This is a genomic window from Microvirga sp. GN3, assembly GCF_055792825.1.
On record NZ_JBVVAK010000017.1, the window covers coordinates 23,669 to 43,992 of the forward strand.

Genomic DNA, 20,324 nt, shown 5'->3' on the forward strand with positions numbered 1-20,324 from the left:
CAGAGTGGTTTTGGGCCTCGCTGTCCTGATCTTGTTCGGGCTGATCGGCTTGTTGTGCTGGCGGGCAAGGGAGCCAGAGGCCCGCCGAAGGCTGGTTGGCTTGGTACGCCATGCGCAACCGAAACGTCCTGGAGACGAGGACGAGGGCACTCGGAGCGAATAGAAAAAGGGGGCGGAAAACCGCCCCCTTCGTTTTGGTAAGACTACCGGATGCTTCGAGCCTTAAGGGCCATCACGCCGCCATAGACCGAAGCGACGATCCTGGCGATGATCCGGCTCTCGAAAGTACCGAGATTGAGCCGCAGGAGAACGGCCGCAACCGTGATGGCGGTGCCGGCGGCAGCCTCGATCGTAAACTCAGCCAGCTTGTAGAGGCCAAGTGCGATGATCGCGGCAAAGACGAGAGCGCCGATGATGTGCCCGACGACCTCAGGCATGCCAGCCAGAAGCCGGTTCTCCAGGTCGTCGAATTCATCGTAGCTCTTCCAGAACACACGCCAGAAGAACGGCGCGAGGAAAGCGAGGATGATGGCGAAGATGAACATGTGATGATCTTTCTTTTAGGGGATTCTAGCGTCCCGATTTTCACACTTCACTAATCAGAAATAACATTGCAACGTAGGCCCCGGCGATCTCCGGCTCATAAGAGTTTCCCGGGCCCGTTCTTGTCAACCAAATTCAAAATCAAAAGCCCTCGCGCCAGCCGGCCGAGGGCTTTTCCTGATAGAAAAATGGTATGCTTATGGGCCAGCGGAGAACGCCTTGACCGTCTGCGTGGTCGAAGCTGCCCCTGGGATATTTGGGATCCCTGTGGCGCCGCCAACAGCGCCCTTGGCTGCGCCCTTGAGGAAGTCGAAGGCTTTGGGGCCGGCAAACCCGATGGTCCTGCCTGCCAGTCCTCCAGCCCCGAGGGCAACAGTCCCACCCAGCGAGGCTGCAACACGCGCCCCGTGCATGATGCCAGAGACAGCGCCTGCAGCGAAGGAATTCTCCCCTGCCATTCCCTGATAGCTCGAGATCGATGCCGCGAGGCTCGGCGCGGCTCGCATGAGGGAGGCGGACATTGCGGCGGTAGCGAAGGAATAGATCAGGAAGTAGATGGCGTTGCCCATACCCTGTGCGCTGCCGATCGAGATGTCGGTCGGGGTGCCAGCCTTTTGTATCCCTTGCGAGAGAACAAAGAGGACAATGGCCGAGAGGAGGCCGGACATAACGAGGAGAACCGAGCCGTAGAAGAAGCTCCGGAGCGCGTTGGTGAAGGTCTTCTGGGTGGATTTGTAGACCCACGCATAGGCAAGGAAGGGAGCGAAGGCCACGAAAAACCCCATGCGAACCAGTGCTTCGACGATCTGGAAGGCGAAGAGCAAGAGCGCGAGCCAGTAAAGTCCGAAGACAATGAAAAAGAAGATCGAAAGGGCGAAGCTGACTATTGTGCTTCTTACCGAGGAATCAGCTGTTTCGATTTTGCTTGCTGGCTCCGAACCCTTCTTGATTGCCTCGCTGACCGTCAGATGGACAGCGCAAACTAGCTTGATCACGCTCTCACCAGCACGGATGATTTCCTGGTCGGTCCCGCTGATCCGATCATAGCGGCAGACACCAGTGGATTTGTTGTTCTTGAACGCGTTGTTTCCCACACTGGCCAATTTCGTTCCGAGTTCCCCACCGAGAGACATGGACGGGACGAGGACATAGGGGCGGACGATTTCTGTATAGACGGATCCGGTTCCGATCAGCGTGATCACGAAGGTAAACCGCATCACCAACCAGAAGATGTCGTTCCATCCGCCTGACCGGGTGATCCAGAACAGCCTGCCGGCGATCAGCAGCGCGAAGACGATGCTGAAGATCACCCCCATGAGTTTCGCTGCCTCCGTGCCGAACTTGTTGATGAGAGCGGGGCCGATGCGGCCCGTGATCTCAATGACGCGGGCAACTCCATCGCAGCCCCAGCATTCCGAGACCTGGAGGTCGGGGCGAGAGGACAGATCGGAGGTGTCGGTCCCGTCGGCAATGTTCTGGAATGGGTCAGAGACTTCCGTTGGAGTCGACGCGCCGGTCCGCATCTTGTCTGCCATTTTGCAGATTGTGGTCCCGTTGATATCTGAGAAGCCCGAGCATTTGCCGGACTGAACCATCTTTTGACAGTTCCCTGTGCCCAGCTGAATGCAGGCCATGATCATGGCGCCATCGACGGGCTGGCCATCGAATGTTCCCATCTGTTGAAGCTGGCGAACGACGGCAGTATTGGCTCCCTGGTTGGTGAGGTTGGCCCACACCCGTACTTGCTCGTCGAGGCTGGAGTTTGCGTATTCCTCGGGCGTGTAGCCGGCGGCAGCGAGATTTGAGCGGTTGAGCTGAAACACGCCGGTGCAGCAACTTCCGTTGTAAATGCCTGCGTTGCCTCCGGACTCGAACATTCCAAGATTGCCCATCTGGTCGGCATACTGGCGCAGGCTCGGGTTGAGGTTGGAGTTGCGCACTGCATTGGCAATATCGCTGGCCGAGTAGTTTGTCTTGGGCCCGAGTTGCGATTTTCCAGCCCATGCCTCTGATATGAAGCCGACACTACCAACAAGGAGGATTGCCAGAAGGGCAATCCAGCGTAAGGGGGCGCTCATTCTCATTCAGCCGACACCGTGGTTGCGTTCTCAAATCATCGGCCCTTCAACAAAAAAAGGGCTGACGCCATCTCGTGGGTTACCACGGCGCCAGCCCTCTTTCTATCGGGAATATGCTTTTTAACTCGGCCTTTCGCGTTATACTTCGCAGATCGGTCTAGTCAATTTTCACGGTTGCGGTGCATCCATTGAGCGGGCGGCCGTCGCGGAGGGCCCGGACCGTCACCGTCCGCTGCTTGGGGTCGTAAGCGGCAAAGGTGGCGTTCTTGCGCGGGTCTAGGTTTGACGGATCGCCTGGCGGGACCACAAGGAAGCATCCCGTGGTTCGGGTTGTCTTGGAGCCGCTGGGCCCGGTCACCACCACCCGAAGCGGGCAAATGCCGTGAATGTCCGTGCTCGATGCAGAATTAGCACCGTTGTCACACCGACGGGCGATGTTGATCAGGCTCACGGTGATCTGCTCCTGGCCGTCGGTAAAGGTGTGGGACAGGAATTCGGCCGGAGCGTTGCCGGTCTTGAATCGGGGATCTTGCAATTCGTCGCGGAAGTAGCGGTTGTTATCCGCAATGAGATCGCCCCAGATCTGCGACATTGCTGGCGTTTCGGCAGCAGGTTTGCGCAGATTGCTGTAGGTCAGGACCTGCCAGTCCTGAGCCAAAGCAGCGCCGGAAAGGCTGAAGGTCGCTGCGAGAAAGGTCAAAAGTGTCTTCTTCATCGTGAATTCCTACCTGGGGAATTAAAAAGTCATATCCTCAACCGCTGCTTCGGGAAAGGAAGCAAGAGATTGCTCTAATGGAACTGCTTGAACGTGCACAGATTGGCTTCGATGATATCGTTAATGTAGACATTCGGGCGCCTTTCTGATCCGTCGTTCGTCCGATTGATCCGGCTTTTGGCATAGCTGATGAGGAGGCTGAGCTTGGCGCGGGTCATCGCGACATAGGCCAGACGACGCTCCTCCTCGAGGTCGGTGTCGGGGCGAACGACAGGGAAAATCCCTTCCTCCCAGCCAACCAGATAGACGTAATCGAACTCCAGCCCCTTGGCCGCATGGATTGTGCCGAGCCATACGGCGTCATCGACTGAGCTGTCAGTCTCCAGAAGGCTCATCGAGTCCACGAAGTCCTGGATGTTCGCCTGCTCCTTGGCGTGGAACAGGTATTGCTCGACGCGCTCCTCGATGGCGGACGCCTGCTTGCGGAACTGGTCGGCTTTCTTGCGGTCAGACTGGTTCTCGGCTTTCTCGCGGAGTTCCTGGACGTGCTCATTGATGCCGCATTCGACAATGACCTTCTGGATCACCTCGTCTAGGGGAACCCCCAGGCGGTAATCGTCACCGATCTCGTCGATAAACTCGATGAAGGCTTTGACCTTTTCGACAGCTGCCTTTCGGATTGCGCCGTTCCGGATCTGGTCTGCCAGAATGTCGATCATCGGAAGTTCAGTGATCCGGGCGGTATCTGACAGCTTCGCCAGGCTCTCCTTGCCGAACCCTCTGGGCTTGGCGTCGATCGCATATTCGAAGGCCGCATTGTCGGACCGGTTCAGCATAAGGCGGAGGTATGCCGAAAGGGTCTTGATCTCGGCCGTTTGGTTGTACTTCCGGCCCGCGGTAACGGTGAATGGGATTCGACGCATCGTCAGTGCCGGCTGGAAGCCGTTGAGCTCCATCGATGCCCGGGAAATGATCGCAATCTGGCTGGGACGAAGACCGCCTTTCAGTTTTCTCTCGATGTCATCGACGATCCAGGAGACCTCCCCCCGATCTTCAGAGAATTCGTGGACGAGAACAGGGTTGCCCTGGGTTCCCTTGGTGAAGAGGGCCTTGCCGTGACGGCTCTCGTTTCCGGCGATCACATGGTTGGCGGCATCGAGGATGGCCCGGGTCGAGCGGAAGTTCTGCTCAAGGCGAATGATCCGGGCACCGGGGTAACGGTCGGCAAAGCTGAGAATGTTGTCGATGTTGGCGCCACGGAAGCTGTAGACGGACTGGTCGTCGTCACCAACGCAGGTGAAGTAGCACCCTTGGCCGTGGTCAGTAATGAGATCCAGCCATTCCTGCTGAATGTCATTGGTGTCCTGATACTCGTCGACCAGGACGGCACGCCAGAGGGTCTGATAGTAGCGGCGGACAGCTTCATCGTCCCGTAGAAGGTCACGGCATTTGATCAGGATATCGTTGTAATCGACCGCGTTCATGCGCTCTTTGGAACGCTCATAGCGGTGGTACATCTGCTCGATACCGTGGGGCGTCAGGAACGTGCCGCGATTAAAATTGGGCGGGAATCCGCGGCCTGTCTTTTTGGCCTCAATGCAGTCCAGGATGAATGCATAGTCGACTTGGCGGCGGGCGTCAGTGGAATCGGGAGGAACGATATGCTCGCCATAGGTGAGGCTGGCGTAGCAATCCTTGACGACGTTCTTCTGGTCGTCGGCATCCAAGACGGAAAAGTTCGGCTCCAGACCGGCCCGGTCGGCATTGTCCCGGAGAAGGCGAGCCGAAATGGCATGAAAGGTGCCCACGTCCATGGCCTTCGCCACGGGTCCCATCATGTTCGCGAGGCGGTGTTTCATCTCCTGAGAGGCTTTACGGGTGAACGTAACCGCCAGGACCTGATGAGGCTGAACGCGCTGCGACCCGACAAGATAGCCGATGCGGGAGGTAAGTGACTTCGTTTTGCCGGTTCCGGCGCCGGCCAGGATCAGGAGTGGATCGATTCCATGGGTGACCGCAGCCTCCTGGATCTCAATGAGGCTGGTAAGAGCTCTGGTGCGGGATTCCTCCGCATCGAAGACCGCAGCATGCCCAAGGGAGCTATGGTCTTCGATTTCGGAGAAGACATCGTCTTCCAGGGCATAGTCTGGCGTCGAAGGCAGGAACGGGCTCTCGGACTCGTCGAGATCAAACTGATCAAAGGGATTGGCAGAAACGAGATCGAGAGACATGGGATTCTATCCTTCTAACCTCCGGCGGGCTCTAGGGCCCTCTCGGGACTTCGTATGGCGACCTTCTGGGTGGCGGGCTCCTGGCGGGGCTCGGCGCCAATCAGCGCGATGAGCCGGCCCGCCCTGACAGCGACGTCAGGACGTTTGCCAGCGATGTCGATGAATCGGTAAACCCGGCCGCCCACGTTCACCGCGCCCTCCGGAGTGAGTGCTCCGATGATCACGGTGTCCGCTGATCCTGTGTCGGTCGTCGGGTGGACCGTCTTAGTGTCGAAATCGACAAAGACGATCCTGCCTTCGGCCGTCAGAACTTTTGGGGTTTGGGTTCCCGCCACTTTCAAATCTCGATTGAACCGTCACGCCAGAGAGCTGCGAGCTGCGGCGCGATGACCGCCTTTGCGCTTCCGTTTCCTTTGAACTCAAAGCCGGCAACCTCTTCGCCGTCGAACTTCAAGCGAACGACCAGCTTGTTGTCTCGGTCGACGATGTCCGCACTGCGACGGGCCAGGTCCTTGCCGTTTGCGTCATATTCTTTCAGGACATGGGCGCCCATCAGGCCTCCCTCTGAAGGCTCGGCGATGGAAATACGTTTCAGGGTGAACTGGTCGCCAAGCTGCCGCTCGAGACTGGAGATGATGCTGGCAGGCGTCTGCTGGCCTTCAACGGCGTATTGCTCAACGACAACTTTGGTAACGACGACGCGGGATCCTGAATCGTCGGGTTTGGGCTGGGGGACCATAGTAAGAAAACCTTCACGTGGCTTGTTGGAGGGGTGGGAAAGTCGATCTGTCGAAGAGACGAGACGGAGGGTCATGCGGCGAGCTCACTGGGAGCGGCCCGCTCAGGGCTTACTTCCGCCGAATGGGCGGGAGCAAAATTGAACCGATTGAAGTGGTTTCCGCGCTTGATGGAGATGTAGGGAGATCCGATGTCCCCCTCATTCTCGGCACGGTATTGCAGGCGGCCGCTCAAGGTGACCCAGTCGCCCTCTTTGAGAACGCCCTGGATCTCATCAGTGATGATTTCCTTGGAATAGACCACGATCCGGTGGTTCTCGTCCTTTTCCACCACTGAGGCTTTTGGAGACCCTTTGCCCTTGGTGAAAGACGCCTTGGTCGTAAGGGTGAACTCAGCGATCATCCCTCCAGAACCGTCAAAGGACTTGATGCTGATATCGCCCTTCACGGTGCCGCAGAGGGAGATTTGATTAAGCCACGACATGGCTTTCTCCGTTGATTCGCAAATCAAGAAACTTGGTTGCTCTTAATCCGTGTATACCCCGCCCGAGTGCGAAGTGTAATGCAGAAAGAACGCTTATTATTTCGTGCGCCGGATTTGATGGTTAACAGTGGCGGTGATTACACATCTCTGGCAAAGCGCCGGCGGGATTTGGAACACAAATCGAGCCACCGTGCCTCATCGGCTTTGTCGTAGGAAACGCGACGCACGTTGAAATCAATAGTGACAGACCGGCGGGAGATGGTGGCAACGAGCGCAACGCGCTGATCCTCAATCTTTTCCGGATCTCCATTCCAGTCGCGATCGGCGACCTTGTGGGAGAAGGTGACCGATTTCGCCTCTGGGTCGGAGCGCAGCGGAGCTGCTGCAGCGCTGGCGAAAGCCTCGACCAGTGCTAATGCCCGCATATCAGCCCCATCGAAACCCGTGAAATCGGGATCTGTGCCAATTGCACGCTGGTAGACCCGACGGGTGACATAAACCGGGCGGGCATCCCATTCACCTACGGTGAGGAACGCCTGCTGGCGGGTCTGAATGTCCTGCATCATTGTCTGTCTCCTTTGAAACGAAAAAGCCCCGGCCGAGGGCCGGGGCTGATGGTCGTCAGATTGTCAGAAGAGCTTAGATCCCAACCCCATTCTGCTGGGCCCTGGCAACAACACGGAACTTGTCGTTGGCTGCCAGCTTCGAGAGCTTCGTTTCCAATTCGCGCTTGTCGTTATCCGCGATGGCAACGGAGATCTCTTCAGGGGATTTAGCACTCTTTTGCTCATACTCGCTTGGGTGCCTCACAACTCCATACTTGAGAGCAATCTGAGCCGCGGTCAGGCCATTGAGGTCGTCGCGGGTCAGGGTATTTGCCTTTCCAGCTTCGACGTTCTCGATGAACGCTCCCATTTCGCCGGACTTCATGATGACCGTGGCCGGACGAGAGAAGGACGCGACGCGGACCATCGGGCTGGACTGCGGGTCCATGCCGCCGTCTGCGTTGTAGCCATTGCTCTCGAAGACACCGTCCTCGCCCTGGAAGCCCACGCCGACCGGGCTGACGGTGTTTCCGCCGCGGCCGGTCTTGGCCGTGATGGAGCCCATTTCGCGGGTGAGGGCGACGTTGGCCGTGAAGTTCATGAACTCCTCGGGGTTGGGCGAGAGAGTGGCGACCGGGCGGGTCTGGCCGGATTCGACGGCGATGAGAGCGGAAACGTCCTTATCGCTGGCAGCGGCAAGCACGACGCTCTTTGCCGTCTCGGTGGCCATCTGGAGCACCTTGGTCCGGTTGGCCGCGACCTCGTTCTTTCCAAAGCCCTGGGCTGAAACCATGGAGCCGCTGCCGTTCTCAATGGCAACGAAGAGAGCATCCACGGCCTTGTCGGACAGTCCAGAGGCGTCCTTGTCGGCCGAGAATGCGACGAACTTCGCCCCGTGCTTCGCGGCTGCCTCGATCACAGCTTCACCAATGCCCTTTTCGGCCGTGGTGTGGATGATGGCTCCCTTGTCGCGAGCCTCGACCACAAGCTGGGCGATAGCACCCTTGGTCTTGTCGCCGATCTCGTTGTTGTGTCCAATGATCGCAACAGCGTTGCCGACCGACGGCTCACCAAAGACAACGACCGGCAGGCTGCGAGCCTTGGCGAAGTCGGAGGTGAGGTCATACCGCATGTCGTTCTGCTTCGCGGCCTCGACCTTCATGGACGATTCGAGAAGCAGGGCTTCGAGAGCGGCCGGGTTGCGAAGCTTCTCGACACCGCCCCGGAGGGCCGCGGCGACCGGACGGAGGGATGCCATTTCCTCCTTGCTGAGCGTCACGACGTTCTTGCCGGAACGCGAGGCAAACTCGACCACGTCGCCCAGGGTCGAGAATTGCTTCTGGATGACGCCGAGGTTCTTGATGCCGCAGACCTGGGCGAGAGCGAGGCTGTTGACCGTCGCAATGGTCTTCTGCTCAGGGGTGATGCCGGGAGCCTCAGGATTGATGAGACCGGCAGCGCAGCTCTGAATCTCGCGGCGAGCACGTTCCTGGGGGGTCGGAGCGCCCATCACGGCAGTCTTGTAGGCCTCCTCCAGGTTTACCGGGGCCCCGGCGTTATCCCGGACCTCGATCTGCTTGCCACCCTCGACGCCGCGCCGGACGTGCTGGCAGGTATTGTAATCGTTCTGCTCAAGGCCGAAGACGGCGACCTTGTTGGAGATGGATTGGGCAACCTGCCAGCCGATCATGCGAGCCTGGTTGTCGGACTTGCCGTCCGGGTGCAGGACGATGAGCTTGCCGCGAGCAGCGCGCTGGCCGTCGCGGGAGTACAGATCGAATGCCTCGTCCGGATTGGCCGGGTTCGGCACCGTGATCTGCATCTTGCGCTCGTTGAACGACTTGGCACCGTTCTCCCCGACGATCTTCATGCGGGTGGTCTTGGCGGAGACGGTGGCGTTGATCACGCCAAAACCGTTCTTCTCCGCGGCCTCGGTGAGGGCCTTATAGGACTTGGACTTGTCATCCACAGTCACGACAAGGCTGGTGCGGGTGTGGGGCGGAAGAGCCTTGTTGGCCACGGCAATCTGAGCCACGTAGTCGTTAATGGCGCCGGCATTCTTATAGAACCGGGAACCTTCAACAGCGACCGTCGGGAACTTCAGCCCGCTGGTCTCGGGGCCGAAGAGCGCCGGGCGGATCGTCATCTTCACAGGCACGATCTTGCCGTCATCAGCCTTCTTGTAGGATGCCATTTCCACCGGGCGGGAGAAGTCCTCACGGATCTGCTTCGCAGCGTTAGCGATCGCCGAGCGGGAAGGGACGTTCGGACCTGCCGAGGCCGCAAAGGACACCCAGGCCTCGGCGATCAGCGCCTGCTGACGGGAGGCCATGACGAAGTCGGTCCGGTCCATCTGCTGCGAGGCATGGCGGCTCATGGCAGCCGTGATCGCATTCCGGTCGAGACCGCCATTCTGAAGGTCGGCCAGGGTCTGCTTCTGGTTCTGGAAGAGGTCGGAAGCGAGGACTTCCTTGGCGAGAGCATTGAGGTCAGCCGTGAAACCGTGCTTCTCGGCCCGCTCAGAACCGCTGGCGACGAGTTGGTCGTAGCTCTCCTTTTGCTTCTCCATATCTGTCCGCAGGATCCACTCGGGGCGGTCCTTCGTGCCGTCGAGGACGCCCATGGCGGCGTTGTCGAGGAACGCCGTGAACATGCGGCGCTCCTTCTCGTCGGAAATCACCTCCGAGATCACCGCGCCAAGGCGCAGGCGGTTGTAGACGGCGCGCTCGAAGGTCTCGTTGCCGACGAACGGGTCTGCAACCTGCTGCACCGGAGCTTTGCCTTCGGGCGCAAAGGAGGAACGAAGGATCTGGCGGGTCATCTGCTCGCGCCGGTCAGCGGAGACGTCGACGATATTCCCGAGCTCATCCTCGTCGTCTTTGAAGGGCACCGTGGTGTCGGCATAGATGTCGCCGACTGCCTTGGTGAGGGTACGGTAGGCCTGCGTGTTGCGGAGGCGGACCACGGTGGAGTCGCTATCATCCGTGATGACGTGACCCTGAGCGGTCCCGATGGCCTCGTTGACCAAGCGGGTAAGGACCTGATTGGTTTGAGCCACCGTCAGGTTCTTCGGCATGAGGTCCGTCAGCTGGCGCTTGGCCATTGTGACATTCATCGTGCCCCCGATCTGGCGAGGGGTCAGGTCGACGTCGCTGGCTTCGAGAGCCTGATTGGCGCGGTCGCGGACCTGGCGACGGCCTTGTTCCGCCGACAGGACGCCGCGAGTGGCGACTGCGGCGATGGCGCGAAGCTCATTCCAGTAGGAAGCCCGGGCAAGATCGTTATCCTGCGTCAGGGACTGTTCGATGTGGAACGCGAACGAGGCGGCCTTATCACGGTCGCTGCCGAACTGCGGGCGGTTGGGGTCCTGGATCGGGTGACGGTCACCGATGGTGATGACAGTAATGTCTCGCCGGAACGGGGCATCGGAATGGTTCAGGAAGGACTTAGCGCTCATCGGGAGTTTGCTCCTGGCACGATGAAAAGAACAAAGGGTGGATGGGGTATCCCGGCAAAACGAATTATAACGCAGTTTTGCCGCTTTTCATATCGGTTTCGTCACTTGATCTGTTATCGGAGGCGGAAAAGCAGATATTTTTTGCGGGCGATCTCCTCCAAATGGTCGATTGTCCAGCCCTCCTGCCGGAAATCGTCCAAGTCATACCCGGGCTCGATGTCCTCCGGCCGAGCACCGCTCGCGTTCGGCAGGACGGATCTGGGCATTCGGAGCAAAGTGATGGTCCTTGCTTTGCTCCTGAGAAACTGGGACGCATAACTGAGGCCGGCGGCGTCCATGTCCTGAGCGATGAAGAGGTCTCGGCCCTCCAAGGGACCGAGATCGGCCATGTGGACCTTACGGGACCCTCCGAGGGTGGTCGTGGTCCATGGAACAGCGCCGCCGAAAATCTCCGAGGGGCGGGCAACGAGCTTCTTCGCAGCCTCAGCGGTCTTTTCCCCTTCGACTGCGAGGACAGGGCTTTCCCCATCATCGAGGTGAAGATCGTACATCGGATGCGGATCCGGCGGCGCGTACCTGATCCACTTCACTTTGCCCTCGATCATCCAGGGCGTGAGGGGCTTGATATCCTTCCCGCCGGCCGGGTCGTCAAAGCGAACCGTGTAGAAGCATTCGCGGCCATGCCTGTCGTGCCACGACCAAACCCCGTTGTTGTCCTTGAGTAGAAACGCGGGAGGCTTCCCCTGCTGGGAGGTCCCCACATAGATTGCACCATCCGGAAGACCCTTTTTCTTTCGACGCTCCGTGGGCGCCACGCGTTGGCGCGGCTGGGCACCGTCGCAGCGCAGTTCCCGTTTCTGGGTGCGCCCGAGTTGCCTGGGCTCGATCTGGTATTTGCTCCTGAGCCTATCGAGTATGATCGTCTGGGCGCAGGCGGCCCGACAGTAGAGAAGAAGACGGTCCCCTTTCTGCGTGATGACAAGCGAAGGCTTCCGGTCATCATGGGCAGGGCACAGCGTCTCCCATTCGTCGTCGCTGTAGCGGCGCTCCTTTCCACTTCCGATCTGTTTGGCAAGGTCACCTGCGGAGAGCTTGAGGTTCTCTGTCATTGTACTCAACGAGCTTTTGGGGTTTTCACTTTCCCCTGGTTCCAAGGGATTATTGATGGGAGCACAGAAAAAGCCCCGCACGGATGCGGGGCCCGTTTAGGCCTATGCCGCCTGGTTGATGCCTAGGATCTGAAGGCGGCGCTTGTCGATGAACGTGTCCATCGTGTCGAAGTAATGCTTGATGTCCTTCGCACCGGCGGAATTGCCCGAGATGATGTTTTCGTTGGTGGCACGCCGCCGGAAATCCGCCATGTGCACCTTCATCGTCCCGACCTCTTCGACCGTCGTGACCCAATTCTTCCGGGCCTCATTGAGCTGCGAGAAGATGTTCTTCCACCGGTCGGGGATACCAACCTCAAGCAGGTTGCCCTGCGGAATGATCAGCCGGAGGTGTTCGGAGAGCGGATCGGTGAGGGTGCGGATATCGACGGGGGCTTCGCCCAGTGCCGTTTCGAAGTCATCGGCCTGCTTGCGCTGGCTGTCAGGCTGAGAGCGCGGTGGGGACGAAGGAGCAGCCGAACCCTGTCCGTGCGCCTGCCGTGCCAGCCCACTCGTCACCTGCGGCTCTTGATACTGTTGTGGACGGGACGCCTGTGGAGACTGCGACCTCTGCTGCGATTGGGGTTCGGACTGGGACTGGGGCCTCGTCTGAGGCTGCGCAGCGGGGAGCGTTTGCGGTGAGGCTGGGGGCTCGACCTGAGGGCGTTGGGACCGCCCCTGGGGTTGATACTGAGGCTGGCCGACGTCGTTGGCGATCTCGACCTCCGAGGTGGGTCGTGTCTCGGCGTCAGCTTCGTCCTCTTCGGGCGGAACAAAGTCATAGTCGTAACGCTGGCTGCCGTCCTTCTCCATGCCGCGGCCGAAGATATTGCCGAGGAGGGTGGCGGCTCGCTTGATTGCGTCTGTGCCTGCGGCTTTAAGAGCCAAGCCCTCGGCTTCAACAGAGTTCGGGTTATCGGCGCGACGGATGGCATCCCCAGCGCCGACGCCGTCACGGAAGGTCTCTCTTCCGTCCGGGAATTTGACTGTGAGGCGAACGGTGGCCCAGGCTGACGCGACCCGTGCCTTGTAGGGTTCCCGTTTGTCTCTATTAAAGCTGATGAGCTCCTGCTCCCAGACACGAGAGCCCTGATCAAGGATTTCCGCAGTCCAGTTCTCCGGGCCGAAAATCTCGTCCAGCTTTGTCGCGTCGTACTCCATCTTAACATAATAGAGTTTCGAGCGATTATCGCCCTGGCGATCCTTCTTGTTTTCGTTGGCGACCTTTTCTTTAAGGGCTATCGCCACATCAGAGTTAGTACGTGCAGGCATGTGAACCTCTTGAAATTCGTTCTAAGATTTTCAGCGACGATCAGACCGCCTGGGATTGGCGGTCGATCTTCAGCTTGGAATAGGAATAGGCGGGTCGTTTCTGCTCTCCGACGTGGTGTTCGTCCCGGAGGAGCCGGAACCCCTTACCCTGGGCTGCGAAACGGTCCCCGAGAGCAGTGATGAGCTGAGCCTTCAACTTGCGCTTGGTCTTATCCTTTTCCCGCACGTCGCGTTCGAGGCCCTGGATCTCCTGAGTGATGGTCTCGTATTCCGTGACGAGCTTGTTGAATGCCCGGTCTTCCGTGTAATCGGCCGGCTCGGTGTTCGTCGGGCGGTACCGCTTCTCGATAGCGTCTCCGTCGATGGCGAAGTCGGGCGCCGGCTCGTCATCCATATCAAGAGAGAAGATGAATTCGGTCGTCGCCGTTTTGATTTGCTCCCAAAGGGGAGGATCAAAATCGATCTCTACAAACGCTTCGAACTCACCGCCGGCCACAATCAGAGCGACCGCGAGACTTTCGACCCCGAGCGCCGCCATGATGGGGTGGACTTCGGCTATGATATATGGAGGAGCCTGGACGACCCCGTTCACATTCCAGTTGATCGCGTAGTTCTCCGACGAGATCTGGACCAGGTGGATGTGCTTCGTATCGTGGCTAAGGGGAAGCTGCCCGCGCGATCGAACCTCAACGAGATTCCGGGAGAGGATCTGCTTGGTCGGATAGATTTGCTCTTTGCTGCGATCGAACAGAATGCAGGAGTAGCGCTCCTGGAGTCCAATGACGAACTCCCTGTGAAGGCGGCGGCTCCAGAACCCGCGGCTGGACTCGACCTGCGCGGATGGGATGTTGCCTTTGAGCACGTGCCAGAGTTCCCACGGGGACGGGGTCTTCTTGAGGCCAAGGAGCGTCGGCACGTATCGGGCCTGAATGACATAGTCTGGATCTGGGCTCATCGATTTTTCCGGGGATTGGAAACCAATAGGTTTGTTTGACCAGACATGCCTTTTGCCTCTCGGGCGTCCGAGTTTTGCAAATCGTACCGAATTAGGTGCATTGTACCCGAATTTATGGTACAGGTCTTGTGTCCTTAATTCGCTATCGGAGACGGAGATCCCGCGATGCAGACAAGTCAGGTAAGTATGGAAGCTGGTGTGAGTGGTAAGTCAGGACTTGATTTCGTGGCTCTGGGGCTCGTGTCCGAAGGGCTCACAGGCTTCTTCGCGCCCCGCGCCCAGGCGGACACGATGCTCAAGGAGCTCGGCCAAGCGGGTATCCGCGCCACTTATAATGAGGATTTCGGCTGCTACGCGGCCCCGACTGGAGCGATCCCGGATGTTAACCATCCTGCGGTCGGACGTTATGGAGTGGACTCCAAATCGCACGCGCTTTGGAAGGAAGACCGGTCCAACCAGCTCAATCTCGAGGAAATCCTTTTCGGGGCGGCTGACGCAATCAGCCGGGAGCCCGAGATGGCGAAGGTCCGCGAGGCTGCCGCTCCGGTCTCGGCGAAAGTTACCTCGACCCCGGAGCGTCGGCAGCAGGGCCAGGTGAGCGATGAACAGGTTGCACATTCGGCCCGGGCCGAGGCGGCTGCCCATCAGGGCTTGAAGCTGGTAGCAGCCTACATCCGCGGCGGTCTGATGCTTGCCGGTGACCGAAACCCGGATCGACGGGATCAGCAACTCAACATGATCCGTGAGGCCTCCCGTGAGGAAATTACCGAGGTTCTGGACCGGACGGTGAAGCGTTTCCAGGAATTGGACAACAAGGAGAAGTTCGCGCGCTTCGACCACGCTATCCAAAATCATTTGCCTGAAGTCGAGAAGCTGGCTCGCGCCATTGATCACGACAAGGCGTTCCAAGACCGGATTACCTGGGCTGTCGAGAACATCCAGTCTGGAAAGAACACCGAGGCGAAGTTCGTCCTGCGCGGTGCATTTATGCGCTTCGAATTCGACGATCAAAAGCGTCTGGGCGGTGGTGTCACGCTGGATCAGCAGGACAAGATCCCGATGGACTCCCTTCGGCGCGGCTTCAATGCCCTGGAGAAGATCCACGTCGAGCGTTTCGGGATGCCGTCGGGCTATCGGCTGACGATTGGCCGATCGGAGGGTGGGGTCTATAAGGCAGCTCTGCAATCGCAGGGGCGGCCTGCCCAGGCGGCCGAGTCCAAGCCTGCTGCCGAAGACCCGGCAGCGCAGCCAGCCCAACTCTCTCGGCTTCAGATGCGCCGGCGTATGATGGAGCAAAACAGCCCAGGGCTGTAACCCATCGATCAAAATTTATTCGTCTACGAGAGCGGTCCGGTGGGCCGCTCTTTTCTTATGGGCATTGACATCCCTTGTCTCTCCAAAAGGCGCTCCCCACGAAGATCTCGACCAATGCGCCATTTGGATCACCCGGCATCCGTTTACTTCCCTTTGGACGATATTCATACTGGGTGGCTATGGGTGGGGGCGAGAGCAGGATGCTATCTAAGGGGCTCGTGCTTGGGGTTTTGTCTTTAGCTATTTGTGCGAGTACCGGAACGGGTGCTCGCCTGTCAGCGGAGGAGGCTTCCGGAGAGGCGAAACGAAGGGCCCATGTGCCTTTCGTCAGGGTTGCCACGAAATGTGTCGCTGATCACGTGCAACGCACCCTAAAGCGTCAGCACCAGCCGGAGGACGTCTTCACCCATCTTAGCGAGGGTCTCAAGGCCTGTAAGGCTGATGTCGACCGAATGTCAGCCGAGCATGACCGGATCTTTGGCCAGGGGACCGGGTCCGGCTTCGTGGCGGGTGCCTATCTGCAGGACCTTCCCCGGGCGGTTGACCAGATGATCGGCCGGTTGCGGTATGCGCCGGGTCCTTATCCGTGCAACACTGATCGGATCGTCTTCGCACCTATCCAGGACGCCTTCGGATTTTTCCTGATCTCTGATTCCCGGAGAACCGACGCGCCGTGGGACTTGAGGATCATCGAAACGGGCGAGACTTTTCAATTCCGGCAGCAGCGGCGGAAGAGCGACAATCAGGAAATGCTCGTTGCGGTAGGAGCATCCGAGGCCGGGAAAGAGCTTGGAGGAGAGCTGCGCCTATACAAGGATGCGGCCGGGGAGATCGGCTCGGTAAGCCTCAATGCCATCTCGGAATCCTTTAGGCAGTTCCGTATGCGGAATGATCAGGAGCCAGAGACCTCGGATATTCCGCCTGATGGGCAATGGGCCCGGACCAGCTGCGAAATCATGCGGCAGGCCGAAGTTGCATCGGGGTCTGGTCACGGTGTCCAGGTGGTCACAGAGGCCCCCCAAACCGCGCCCAGCACTCGTGAGGCGAACCCTAAGCCGGGCGAAGCAGATCCATCACTGGTGCACACACTCGAGGCGACAAAGACGTCTGTCCAGGAGCAGGTTGCGGTAGCAAAGGCAGAGGCCGCCCTGCTAAAGCAACCTCCGGTGTCGGTCCCACAATTCCCGGATTATCCGGTCAGTAAAATCCACAGGGGCGCCAACGCGAAACCGATTTTAGACGACCCAGACAAAAACAACTACCGCACGCGCATCCGGGATGCAGCTCAACAGCCCCCGAACTTCGCCGGCCGATACGTAATCACGACTTGGGGCTGCGGGACCGGCTGTAATCGCGGTGCCGTGGTTAATGTGGCCACCGGAAAGGTCAAGATGCTTCCCTTCAGCGTGGTCACCGGGACCGGGAATTGGTGTAGCGACAAAACACATTTTGTGGGCGGGCCAGATTTCGGATTTGAGTTGGACAGTTCCCTCATCGTGATGACTGGCAAGTTCGAGTACGATGAAAGTACCTGGCACGATCCGAGTGATGGTAAGAGCGGATTCCACTATTTCGTTTTCGATGGGAGTGACTTTCGCTACCTGAGGACAGTCCATGAAACCGAATGCACCGTGGAGCGGACTGAGCAAGAGCATTCCGACGCATCCAGCAAGGCCCTAAAGCTGAAACGGGCTGCCGATGGTTCCCTCGACAGCCGTGATTTCATCAGCCTGTGGCGGGAAGTGATCGGGGAACACGTCGCGGTCGAATTCTGTACCATTTACCTGATCGGGATGAGCACGCCTTCCTGTGCCGTATACGATGGGTCGAAACGGGTGGGCGACATCATTCTCGATCGGGGTACGCTGGACCTGGGAAGTATGAAATGGGTTTTGGCGAACTGTAGTGGCCCCGTCCCAAGGTCTCAGTGTAACGCCCGTGTCGAGGGACTCGTGCAGGAAGCGAACGGTAAGCTTGTTCTCACCAATGGAATGGTCGCTCCCTGAGAGGCAGTGATCCTAAGAACAGCCCGAAACCTGTCGAACGACCCATCCTTGATCTTCAACCCAGAGGCGGCGCCGAACCTTCCGGCAAGTTGAAGTCTCCGGCTGGACCACCGGAACTGCGCTGACGGTCTCAACTTTGTGAGCTTGGGCTACGTTCTCTTGCTTCTTTGCGGCCCTGCCATGGGCCGCTGTCGCTCCAAAAAGAACAACAGAAAGGACGAGGCTGGCGTGCAGGCAGGAAGAGTGGGCCATGAAATGCGATCCCGGAGGAGCCAGGAGGGCTCCCCCGGCGTGCTGAAACTACGATGTCTGGAAATGAGTGGGCGCCGACCCTTTCGGGAGGCGATCGCTTGATTTCAATTCTCGTGTATCGCGATTTCTCAGCCAATAGAGGAGCGGCAGAGAAAGAACGATCATCCACGCTTTCCCCAGGGCCTGTCCTGCAAAATGCTCGAGCGAGCCGAAGGCCAGCCAGAGAAACGATATTGAATCGGCCAGCAGTCCAACTAGGCTCGACCCGATGACGGCGATGACGAGCCCCTTGCGCTGAAGCGGGGTGTAGACGGCCAGATCGATGAGCTCCGAAATCAAGAAGGCGACGGCGCTCGCAAGGGCTAAGGCAGGGCTGATCAAGTAACTGAGCGCCGCCCCCACCAGGACACCGACCGTACTCCACGCGACGCTGAGCTGCCGCTGGACGAGATCGCGGAGGATGAGGGCGACCCCGGCCCAGATCACGCCACTCGGGGACATGATCCCAGGAGCCACGGGGATGAGGCATGGTCCGTCGGGCGGGCAGATCGTGCCAATCCGTGAGACGAAGTAGTTGGCGAGGGGAACGGTCAGCAGAAAGCCAACCAGGCTGGCAAAGCCGGCTATCCGGTGTTTGATCATGTTGGGGTTCAATCTTTCGGAGTAGAAGTTCGGCTCAGGATCAGGCGAGACCCATCTCGTTGAGGAACGGAGAGGGGCCGAGTTGGCTGTCCCAGAGCAGGTAGCATCGGGCCGACGCGCGGGTGATGGTGACAAAGGCGAGGCGGCGGGCCTCGTCGATCTCATCTCCCTTATCGAAGCCACTTGGGAATTTCCCCTTGCTCCATCCGGGGGAGATCACAACGGGCGATTCCAGTCCTTTCATGGCGTGCATCGTTGAAACCGCCACCGCATTGTCGGGTCGACCATCGACATCAGCGATCTCCGTCTGGGCCGTCGCGATGATTGTGGCGAGATCCTCGACCCGATGCGCGTGCTCTGAGATCGCCATGTACTGGCGGAAGAAGCGAGCCCGGCGGGCTGGATTGAGAGCCTCGATGTCCTTATCGAGATCCGTATAGGAGAGAGCGAGCTCGATCATCTCGGATGTGCTCGAGATCATCGTCGCACTCCGGAGGCCCTGATATATCTCTATCAGCCTGAGAAGGCCGTCCTGCCTCAGGCTGCCGGCGTCCGCACGCTTGCTCAGCCACCGCATCACCGGAAGGCCCTCCATCCTGGCGGCTCGCCAAACTGCCTGAGCGGTACCGAGGCCGGCGAGGCTCGTCATGATCTTGATCGCTGCCGGGCTGTCGGATTCATTTGCCAACAGACGCAGCCAAGCAAGGAACGTCTGAAGCTGAGGGGAGGAGTCCGCATCGGGATTGAACCGAAAGATGTTAACCCCGTGGCGGCTGAGGAACTGGGCCACCTCGTCGGCATCGCTGTTCGTGCGGGCAAGGACGGTAATGTCCCTGGGCTGAGCTTTTGCGACTGACTGGATCAGAACCAAAGCTTGGTTGAGCATCCCCTGCTGCCCGTTGCAGGAGATACTTGCGATATCGCCCTGACCTTTGTTGCCGGATCGGACCGTCTTCGAGTGTCGCTTCTGGTTAGCGGAAATTAGCTTCCCTGCTTTCCTGACAATCTGCTCAGGGCAGCGATAATTGATTCCGAGCTTGATGACGACAGAATTGGGATACCGCTTCTCGAAGGTCAGGATGTTATCGACAGTCGCGTGGCGCCAACCATAGACAGCCTGATCATCGTCTCCGAAACATGCAAGATTGTTCCCCGCGTCAGAGAAGATCTGTAGCCAGCGTTCTTGAACGGGATTGGTGTCCTGATACTCGTCCACCAGGACGAGCTTGAATTTCTTTCGCCAGGATCGCGCAACAATAGGATTACCGTTCGTGAGCCGGATGAAATCCAGGATCAGATCGTTGTAATCGAGACAGCGGTTCTCCCGCATCGTCTTTTCATACTGAGCGAGAATATCGCTATCCTCTTTGGATAGCCCCGGAGCGCTCGTGATCCATGTCGACTTGCTGTCGGTGCCAAGGCTGGCGCCAATGTTCTTTGCGGCATCGATCGTCTTGAGGAGCGCATTGATCCGCTTGTCGATCTCTCGGCTGCTGGAGGAGTTTCCGAAACCGTCCAGGCTTGCGAGGATGCCCGTCAGGGTCATCTTGATCTCTTCCGGCTCCACAATGGTGAAGGGTTTCTCGCCGGTATGGATCGCCTGGTGGATCCGCAGCATACGGGAAGAAAGGGAATGGAACGTCCCGACATAGAGGTTTTCTACGTCAGCGACGATCTTCCGGCCGATGCGCTCTTTCAACTCATGAGCGGCCTTTCTGGTGAAAGTGACTGCCATGATCTCGTCGGGCTTATAGCCGAGGACTTGGACCGCGTAGATGAATTTGGTCGCCAGAACGTGGGTTTTCCCGGTTCCGGAACTGGACAGGACCAAGAGCGGCTTATGGAACGCCTCGACAGCAGCCTTTTGCTGGGGGTTCAGGCCATCAGTGAGCGAAGCCTCGATCGAGGGTTGTGCCGAGATCGGAAAGGCCAAGTCTGGCATGGT

Annotated in this window: 16 protein-coding genes; 2 read left to right on the top strand and 14 right to left on the bottom strand. The window is 58.9% G+C overall.

Annotated features, from left to right (window positions below; translation table 11 throughout):
* Positions 1-203: 203 nt before the first annotated feature.
* From ACS5Q1_RS10895 to ACS5Q1_RS10950, 12 genes are all read right to left on the bottom strand, one after another.
* Positions 204-545, bottom strand: coding sequence for a hypothetical protein (locus tag ACS5Q1_RS10895; RefSeq protein WP_473098190.1), 342 nt, complete (start codon positions 543-545; stop codon positions 204-206).
* Positions 546-740: 195 nt separating this feature from the next.
* Positions 741-2,621 (bottom strand): hypothetical protein, encoded by a 1,881-nt coding sequence (locus ACS5Q1_RS10900; RefSeq protein WP_473098192.1) that lies wholly within the window; start codon positions 2,619-2,621, stop codon positions 741-743.
* A gap of 157 nt (positions 2,622-2,778) precedes the next feature.
* A complete protein-coding gene (locus tag ACS5Q1_RS10905) occupies positions 2,779-3,336 on the bottom strand; it encodes a hypothetical protein (RefSeq protein ID WP_473098193.1) in 558 nt (185 codons plus the stop codon).
* Between the two features lie 74 nt (positions 3,337-3,410).
* Positions 3,411-5,567, bottom strand: a complete 2,157-nt coding sequence (locus ACS5Q1_RS10910; RefSeq protein ID WP_473098194.1) for an ATP-dependent helicase — start codon at positions 5,565-5,567, stop codon at positions 3,411-3,413.
* A 14-nt stretch (positions 5,568-5,581) separates the two neighbouring features.
* Positions 5,582-5,902, bottom strand: coding sequence for a hypothetical protein (locus ACS5Q1_RS10915; RefSeq protein ID WP_473098195.1), 321 nt, complete (start codon positions 5,900-5,902; stop codon positions 5,582-5,584).
* 2 nt (positions 5,903-5,904) lie between these two features.
* On the bottom strand, positions 5,905-6,381 hold the full coding sequence (locus ACS5Q1_RS10920; RefSeq protein ID WP_473098196.1) for a hypothetical protein: 477 nt from the start codon (positions 6,379-6,381) through the stop codon (positions 5,905-5,907).
* Positions 6,378-6,788, bottom strand: a complete 411-nt coding sequence (locus ACS5Q1_RS10925; RefSeq protein ID WP_473098197.1) for a single-stranded DNA-binding protein — start codon at positions 6,786-6,788, stop codon at positions 6,378-6,380. Before ACS5Q1_RS10925 ends, ACS5Q1_RS10920 begins: the two co-directional genes overlap by 4 nt.
* A gap of 137 nt (positions 6,789-6,925) precedes the next feature.
* The gene (locus ACS5Q1_RS10930) at positions 6,926-7,354 is read right to left on the bottom strand and encodes a hypothetical protein (RefSeq protein ID WP_473098198.1); all 429 of its coding nucleotides are present in this window, start codon (positions 7,352-7,354) and stop codon (positions 6,926-6,928) included.
* Between the two features lie 73 nt (positions 7,355-7,427).
* Positions 7,428-10,790, bottom strand: a complete 3,363-nt coding sequence (locus ACS5Q1_RS10935) for a hypothetical protein (RefSeq protein WP_473098199.1) — start codon at positions 10,788-10,790, stop codon at positions 7,428-7,430.
* A gap of 113 nt (positions 10,791-10,903) precedes the next feature.
* Positions 10,904-11,899 carry a hypothetical protein gene (locus ACS5Q1_RS10940; RefSeq protein ID WP_473098200.1) on the bottom strand — a complete coding sequence of 332 codons (996 nt, stop codon included), beginning with the start codon at positions 11,897-11,899 and terminating at the stop codon, positions 10,904-10,906.
* Between the two features lie 102 nt (positions 11,900-12,001).
* Entirely contained in the window at positions 12,002-13,210 is a 1,209-nt protein-coding gene (locus ACS5Q1_RS10945) for a Rad52/Rad22 family DNA repair protein (RefSeq protein ID WP_473098201.1), read from the bottom strand.
* Between the two features lie 40 nt (positions 13,211-13,250).
* On the bottom strand, positions 13,251-14,165 hold the full coding sequence (locus ACS5Q1_RS10950) for a hypothetical protein (protein WP_473098202.1): 915 nt from the start codon (positions 14,163-14,165) through the stop codon (positions 13,251-13,253).
* Between the two features lie 198 nt (positions 14,166-14,363).
* Here ACS5Q1_RS10950 and ACS5Q1_RS10955 point away from each other — a divergent pair, with 198 nt between their 5' ends.
* Positions 14,364-15,479, top strand: coding sequence for a hypothetical protein (locus ACS5Q1_RS10955; RefSeq protein WP_473098203.1), 1,116 nt, complete (start codon positions 14,364-14,366; stop codon positions 15,477-15,479).
* 452 nt (positions 15,480-15,931) lie between these two features.
* Entirely contained in the window at positions 15,932-17,485 is a 1,554-nt protein-coding gene (locus tag ACS5Q1_RS10960; RefSeq protein WP_473098204.1) for a hypothetical protein, read from the top strand.
* A gap of 300 nt (positions 17,486-17,785) precedes the next feature.
* On the opposite strand, the gene ACS5Q1_RS10965 is transcribed toward ACS5Q1_RS10960, so the two are convergent.
* Positions 17,786-18,379 carry a VUT family protein gene (locus ACS5Q1_RS10965; RefSeq protein ID WP_473098206.1) on the bottom strand — a complete coding sequence of 198 codons (594 nt, stop codon included), beginning with the start codon at positions 18,377-18,379 and terminating at the stop codon, positions 17,786-17,788.
* A 40-nt stretch (positions 18,380-18,419) separates the two neighbouring features.
* Positions 18,420-20,321: an ATP-dependent helicase gene (locus tag ACS5Q1_RS10970; protein ID WP_473098207.1), complete on the bottom strand. Its 1,902-nt coding sequence runs from the start codon at positions 20,319-20,321 to the stop codon at positions 18,420-18,422.
* Between the last annotated feature and the right edge of the window lie 3 nt (positions 20,322-20,324).

Excerpts from the sequence above, each read along its gene's own strand:
- ACS5Q1_RS10950 (WP_473098202.1), bottom strand. The coding sequence starts at position 14,165 with ATGAGCCCAGATCCAGACTATGTCATTCAGGCCCGATACGTGCCGACG.
- ACS5Q1_RS10930 (WP_473098198.1), bottom strand. The coding sequence starts at position 7,354 with ATGATGCAGGACATTCAGACCCGCCAGCAGGCGTTCCTCACCGTAGGT.
- ACS5Q1_RS10935 (WP_473098199.1), bottom strand. The coding sequence starts at position 10,790 with ATGAGCGCTAAGTCCTTCCTGAACCATTCCGATGCCCCGTTCCGGCGA.
- ACS5Q1_RS10900 (WP_473098192.1), bottom strand. The coding sequence starts at position 2,621 with ATGAGCGCCCCCTTACGCTGGATTGCCCTTCTGGCAATCCTCCTTGTT.
- ACS5Q1_RS10920 (WP_473098196.1), bottom strand. The coding sequence starts at position 6,381 with ATGACCCTCCGTCTCGTCTCTTCGACAGATCGACTTTCCCACCCCTCC.
- ACS5Q1_RS10945 (WP_473098201.1), bottom strand. The coding sequence starts at position 13,210 with ATGCCTGCACGTACTAACTCTGATGTGGCGATAGCCCTTAAAGAAAAG.
- ACS5Q1_RS10925 (WP_473098197.1), bottom strand. The coding sequence starts at position 6,788 with ATGTCGTGGCTTAATCAAATCTCCCTCTGCGGCACCGTGAAGGGCGAT.
- ACS5Q1_RS10895 (WP_473098190.1), bottom strand. The coding sequence starts at position 545 with ATGTTCATCTTCGCCATCATCCTCGCTTTCCTCGCGCCGTTCTTCTGG.
- ACS5Q1_RS10940 (WP_473098200.1), bottom strand. The coding sequence starts at position 11,899 with ATGACAGAGAACCTCAAGCTCTCCGCAGGTGACCTTGCCAAACAGATC.
- ACS5Q1_RS10960 (WP_473098204.1), top strand. The coding sequence starts at position 15,932 with ATGTCAGCCGAGCATGACCGGATCTTTGGCCAGGGGACCGGGTCCGGC.
- ACS5Q1_RS10970 (WP_473098207.1), bottom strand. The coding sequence starts at position 20,321 with ATGCCAGACTTGGCCTTTCCGATCTCGGCACAACCCTCGATCGAGGCT.
- ACS5Q1_RS10905 (WP_473098193.1), bottom strand. The coding sequence starts at position 3,336 with ATGAAGAAGACACTTTTGACCTTTCTCGCAGCGACCTTCAGCCTTTCC.
- ACS5Q1_RS10910 (WP_473098194.1), bottom strand. The coding sequence starts at position 5,567 with ATGTCTCTCGATCTCGTTTCTGCCAATCCCTTTGATCAGTTTGATCTC.
- ACS5Q1_RS10965 (WP_473098206.1), bottom strand. The coding sequence starts at position 18,379 with ATGATCAAACACCGGATAGCCGGCTTTGCCAGCCTGGTTGGCTTTCTG.